The organism is Kistimonas ophiarachnellae (assembly GCF_057552235.1).
This window is the reverse complement of record NZ_BAAJPA010000032.1, coordinates 1-6,150: the sequence shown is the minus strand read 5'-3', so window position 1 is coordinate 6,150 and position 6,150 is coordinate 1. Positions and strand designations below refer to the sequence as shown.

The following is a 6,150-nucleotide window of genomic DNA, read 5'->3' as shown; positions in this document are numbered from 1 at the left end:
CGGGTTCACGGTGATAGACACTGTCGCTTGTGAGGTCTCGCCGTCGTTGTCGGTGATCTCGTAGGTAAAGCTGTCGTCGAAGTTTTCCGTGCCATCATGGGTGTAACTGAAGGTGCCATTTTCGTTCAAGGTCAATGAGCCATACGCCACATCCGTGACCAGTCTCACGGTCACTGGCGAATCCGTCAGGCCGGTGTCGTTGGCCTTCACGCTGGTTGCGCCGCCTACCAGGCTGGTGATGGTCGCCCCTTCGTTTAACACGATGCTGTCTGCTACCGCCGTCGGCGTGGCATCTCTCACCGGAGCCACGGAGATCGACACTGTCGCCTGCGAGGTTTCGCCGTCGTTGTCTTCAATCTCGTAGGTGAAACTGTCGGTAAAGTTTTCACTGCCATCATGGGTGTAGCTGAAGGTGCCGTCCGGATTTAGCGCCAGGGTGCCATGAGACACACCCGAGACCAGGCTCACGTTCACCGGCGTATCCGACAGGCCGGTGTCGTTGGCCTTCACGCTGGTTGCGCCGCCTACCAGGCTGGTGATGGTCGCCCCTTCGTTTACCTCGATTCTGTCCGCTACCGCGGTCGGGGTCGCTTCACTCACCTTGGTCACGGTTACCGTCAGCGTCTGGGTATCTGTTGCGCCATAGGCATCGCTGACCTCAACCTGAACCTCATAGCTTGTCTTGCCGCTCTCGTAATCCGGCGCCGTAACAAAAGCCAGGTTGCCATCATCATCCATGGTAAAGGCGTTACTGTCAGCACCTCCGCTGATCCGGTAACTGAGCACATCCCCGGGCAGGTTCGCATCCGTGGCCGTTACCTGAGTCACCACCGTACTGTTTTCCGCAATCTCCACGACTGCTGTTGCAGTACCACCGTTGCTGGTAATTATGGGTGCTTCATTGACAAAAAATGTTTCATCACGGCCTTCCAGTCCTACATTCTGATCAGTGCCTGTCGTAAAACCATTTGAACTGGTTGTTTCAAATCCTGCCTCAGGCGTCACAGTTAACCCACTCAAACCCAGCGCAGCCTGTGACGAAAACCCATTACTTGTTGCTGCAGCAGGTTCTGGCGTTGCACCCTCCGGACCTGCGGCAGGCGCTGACAGAGTTTCAATGTCGTCTACTGTTAAAGACGCTTCTGACTCAGCAATACGCGTTCGATTTAACGGCGTAGATTCAACATTTTCCGTGAGTGCCTGATGGATTTCTGCCAGGTCAGAATCCCCGGACACCAGTTCTTCAAGTCCTTCTTCCAGCAAACTGGCCAGATCAAGGGTTTCATTGCCTGCCAGAGAAATCGTCGCACCATCATCAACATCAATATGAACGATACCATCCGGTCCACTCTGTACGACATCACCCGGATAAACCGTATCACCAACCATCAAAGCCTGACGTTCTCCGTCAGGTTTGACGACTACAACCTGACCGGCAACGTAGTGAACTTTCCCCACCACCTGCTGCAAAACAGACGCTGAAACAGTTTCCATAATCCAGATTCCTTCCCAGTTTCCAGATATCCTTATCTGATGTTTATTTAGTGTAGTTAGCACCTGAAAGAAAAACCTCTGCTCCCTGATAACTCCGGGAGTTCATCTTTCATCAGCCTTGGAAACCAGTCGGACAGGTCTTCTGGCACCTTCGGTTACCGAGTTCACAGAATGCTGATCAGGACGGCGCGAAGATCTGTCGTAATCGATTGATAGCGAGTCACAATGCAAAAAGGCTCGAGACCATAGAAGTTTCGAGCCTTATAAAGCCTTCCAGTGATTGAGTAACGGGCAATCCTTTATTCTCTAAACCCTGCCCAAATTAAAAACCGACTGGCTTAGTCGAACACCGTAACGGGTACTGGGATAGGAGGTGGTACCGCTGCCAAACACCTGATTACCACTGGGGAGGATTTTCTGTTTGATTTTGTTTTGGAGGCTTGGGCTGACAAGTTGGGTAACAACTGCCAAAAAGCCTGTTCGCAGGTTTACTGATTGGCTTGATGTAACTGCCAGGCCTGAAGATATTCGGCATCAAATGCTCTGGCTCTTGCAAAAAGACGCCAGTGGTCATCCTATTCAAGCGACTTATAAAAAGGCCAGAACTATGAAGAACGGATGTTCAGAAACAGAAAACGCCAGGCCATGGCAGCGGGTTAACCGCTGCTTAATGGCTATTCCGGCGTCTGGAACAATGATGGGGTTTAAGTTCAGAGACTGGCGACCTGCAAACCACAGGTATTCGCCACCGGCAGGCTGGCGTCCAGCGTCGTCAGCAGGGAGCCGGTGCTGCCCAGCAGACGATACTGGTTGTACAGGTGCTCATAACGGGCATTGATCTCACTTTGCCTTGCTGTTGTGTATTCATTCTGGCTGTCCAGCAGATCCAGCAGGGTGCGGTTTCCGATCAGGAACTGCTTGTCATACAGTGCCCGGGATTTTCCGGCCTGTTTGGCATGGTCAGCCAGAGGCCCAAGCCGCTTCGCGCCATACTCAACCGCAACCCACGCCAGGCGCACCTCTTCCTCCACCTGCCGCTGGGCGCGGTTGCGGATTTCCAGCGCCTGGTTGAGCAATACGCTGGTTTCATTCATGCGCGCCTTGTCCGCGCCGCCGCTGTACAGGTTGTAGGTCATGTTGACCTTGGCGACATGGCTATAGGTATCATCTTTACCGCCGTTGGCGTCGGTATCCCAGTTGCCTCCAACTTCCAGCTCAAATCGCGGCATAAAACCACTTTTGCTGGCTTCATACTGCGCTTCGGCCGCGTCGATATCAGCATTGGCGAGGCCCAGCACCGGATGCTTCTCAACCGCGACCTGCAGGGCGCTGGCCAGGGTTGACGGCAAACCGTTCGGTATTCCCGGCTGGTCATAGGATTTGGGCAGGTTGCCCACGAGCCGCTGGTACTGGGTTTTGACATCACGGAGGATGGATTCCGCGCTGATCTCGTTCGCTTTCGCCAGCAGCAACCGGCTTTCCGCCTGGGACACATCAGCTTCGTTACTGCGTCCTTTCTGTCCCTGTTTCTTGATCAGGTCCACAATCCGTTCATGCTCGGCGGTATTGCTTTTCATCAGCCCGACCACCGCCTGCTGACGAATAACATTGATATAGGCCTGAACCACTTCCAGTGCGGTGTTATTGGCAACCGAGCAGACTTCTTTTGCCGCAGACGCCTGCCGGGCTTCCTGACGATCCACTTCACTGCTGACGGCATAGCCATCAAACAACATCTGACGCAGGGTGAGAGATGCGTCCCGCCGCGTACGATCCTGATCCTTGCTGCCAGCTGTCAGGGGATCGTTGGATTTTCTCGCGTCGTAAGCGCCAATCGTCGTACTGTTACGGCTGTTTTCATACCCGGCGCTCGCCGTCAAATCGACACTGGGCAGGTAGCCTGAACGAGCCTGGAGAATGGCCTCGGTGCGGGCCTCGGCTTCCGTGGTGGAGATCATGATCTCCGGATTGGTCGCCAGCGTCTTATTGATGGCGTCCAGCAGGCTGTCTGCCTGAGCACTGCCGGCCAGCAACGCTGAAGCCAGCAGAGTGCGTGCAAATGGTTTCCTTGACATCCTTTTTCCCCTTCATTTTTGTTTGTGATTCGTTAATTTACGGGTCACCTCCACATTCTTAAGCAGGGTGACCTTTCTGATTCATCTTTTGTCAGTTAATCAGACAATCAGCTGCCCGTTATTGATTAACTGCAACAGGACATCCTCTCCATCCAATACAGAGTCACCGCTCTGCTCCTGCCAGTCCGAGACATTTTTCAATGTAATTCTGAGCGTATCCTGGGAATTGTCAGACGTAGATTTCTCAATATTCAGCGTCGTGTCATTCCCCTGAATCTCAGCACTGACGCCTTCATTGATAAGGGCGGCAAGGAACACATCCGTATCGTTCAAATCTACGTTACTCATATTCACCAGGTCACTGATATCCAGCTTGTCCGCGGCAGGATTGCTATCCGTGTCAGCGACGGTGAAATCAGTAATCGTATCAGTCTGGAGTGTTTTGCCATCCACAAGGTCGGCAAGATTGAACACAAACGTGTCGGCAGCCGTGTCAGTGCTGCCATCCCCTCCTGTCAGACGATCATCACCGACACCACCCGTCAGCGTATCAGAGCCATCACCACCGATCAGCTGGTCGGAGCTATCCGCTCCAACCAGTGCATTATTCGCCGCAACACCATGTGACGTGTCAGTGACATCAATGACCACCGTCGCGGTACTGGCATTCCCGGCAACATCCGTCAGCGCATAGGTGAATGTTTCAACACCCACGAAACCGGAATTGGGCGTGAACTGATAGGAACCATCAGAAGCAATCAACAGGGAGCCATTGGCCGTGTTGACCGGATCAGTCATATCCAGACTCACCTGCTGCCCGTTGACACTGCTCACAGACAATCCGGACACAGCCTTGAAATTATCCTCAACATCCGTGCTGGCAAGAGCGCTTTTATAAAAGCGGAAGATGGCGATATCTGCTTCCAGATGTAACTTTTTATCCGTTTCCTGAGCAACGCTATCGACATTGTCAAGGATACTTCCGTTATTGATCCGTCCAAGCCCGGCGATATCGCCATCGTCCCAGTCAGTAATACCCGTAGCCGGTGCTGACGCCGCCAGGGCACCATTCACATAAAGGGAAACATCGCCTCCTATATCAATCGTGCCAACCAGCTGTACGAATTCTTCTGTCGGATCAATCCCCACGGTTGCCAGATCAAATGACAAAGCCACATTGGGTTGATCGCTTACACTGCCATCCTTGACATAAAATTCAACCACAGTGCCAACAATAGTCATGGCTACCCCTTGAGACTTTCCACCGGTCTCAAACAGCACATCAAGATCTGTAGCGCGGCCATCGGTCTTGAACCAGATTTCAAAGCTGGCGTCACTTGCACCATTATTTACAACAGCGCCTAGACTGGTCTGATTATTACGACCTCCTTCAACGAAGAAACTGCTGTTTCCATAGGAACTGAAAGCCTTGTCTATACCTTCAAAACGGCTGCTGGCAGGGACAAGCTCAATATTAGATGACATGTCCCAGAAAAAGGCAGTTTCTGTACCACCAACGTTTTCCCAGAAATCCCTGTCATTATCAATAGCCGCCTCAAAATTAGCGACAAGATTGGCTGTTAATTCATTTCCGCTGGTCGGATTAAGATTATCATCCACTGTACCATCGATAATCAGGTTGCCAGTGACCGGAACAATCACTTCCTGCGATGCGGTAGCACCTTCATTGTCCACATCATCGACAATCCTGAGTTGGTAGGTGACCCCTCCGCTGCGGGTCTCCGGATCATCATAACTCCAACTGAGGTCTGCCTCCGGAATGATGACAATCCAGTTAACACCATCGACGCTAATCTGCAGTCTCTCGTCAGCGATCAGGGCACTGGCCAGTGTTCCGTTGAGAGTCGGGGATTTGTCATTGGTGGTTACATCGCTGACGGCGGTCACTGTGATGGTGTTGGCTGCCGGGCCGGTAGTGTCGATGGTCACTGACTGCGTCACCGTGGCAACCGTTGTGCTCGGATTGCCCGCGTCATCGGCGATCCGCAGCTGGTAGGTCACCGTTCCGCTGCGATCCACCGTGTCGGCAAATGTCCAGTCGGTGCTCGTCGTCGCCACGTTCTGCCACGTCACGCCATCAAGGCTGATCTGCAGCCGTTCATCGCCGGCCAGCGCATTGGCCAGGGTGCCGGTCAGTGTCGGTGTCGGGTCATTGGTCTTGACTCCGTCTGCCAAGGTGTCCTGTTCACCCGTGTCCTCGCTGACCGCCGTCACCGTGATGGTGTTTGCCGTTGCAGGGCCGGTGGTGTCGATGGTGACTGCCTGGGTGGCCGTGGCTCCCTCGTTACCCGCGTCATCAATAATCCGCAGTTCATAGGTCAGCGCGCCTGTGCGTGCACTGTCGGTGTACGTCCAGTTCTTGCTTGCGTCCGGAGTCAGCTCAACCCAGGCTCCGCCATTGACCCGGATCTGCAAGGTCTCGTCGGACTGCAGCGCATTTTCCAGGGTTCCGCTGAGGGTCGGGGTGGTGTCACTGGTTTTGACACCGTCCGCCAAAGCGTCCTGGTCACCCGTGTCTTCACTCACCGACGTCACGGTGATGGCGTTGTTTGCTGGGCCC

Annotated in this window: 3 protein-coding genes; all 3 read right to left on the bottom strand. The window is 53.6% G+C overall.

The genetic code is table 11. From position 1 onward, the window contains the following. The coding region (locus AC27K1_RS21430) for a retention module-containing protein (RefSeq protein ID WP_487152832.1) at nucleotides 1–1,494 on the bottom strand (1,494 nt) is incomplete at its 3' end. 710 nt (nucleotides 1,495–2,204) lie between these two features. Further along, complete coding sequence (locus AC27K1_RS21425) at nucleotides 2,205–3,569, bottom strand: TolC family outer membrane protein (protein WP_487152831.1); 1,365 nt, start codon at nucleotides 3,567–3,569, stop codon at nucleotides 2,205–2,207. Between the two features lie 99 nt (nucleotides 3,570–3,668). Then, the coding region (locus AC27K1_RS21420) for an Ig-like domain-containing protein (RefSeq protein ID WP_487152830.1) at nucleotides 3,669–6,150 on the bottom strand (2,482 nt) is incomplete at its 5' end.

What these genes read in the sequence shown, in the direction of transcription:
- AC27K1_RS21425 (WP_487152831.1), bottom strand. Translation starts at nt 3,569, where the DNA reads ATGTCAAGGAAACCATTTGCACGCACTCTGCTGGCTTCAGCGTTGCTG.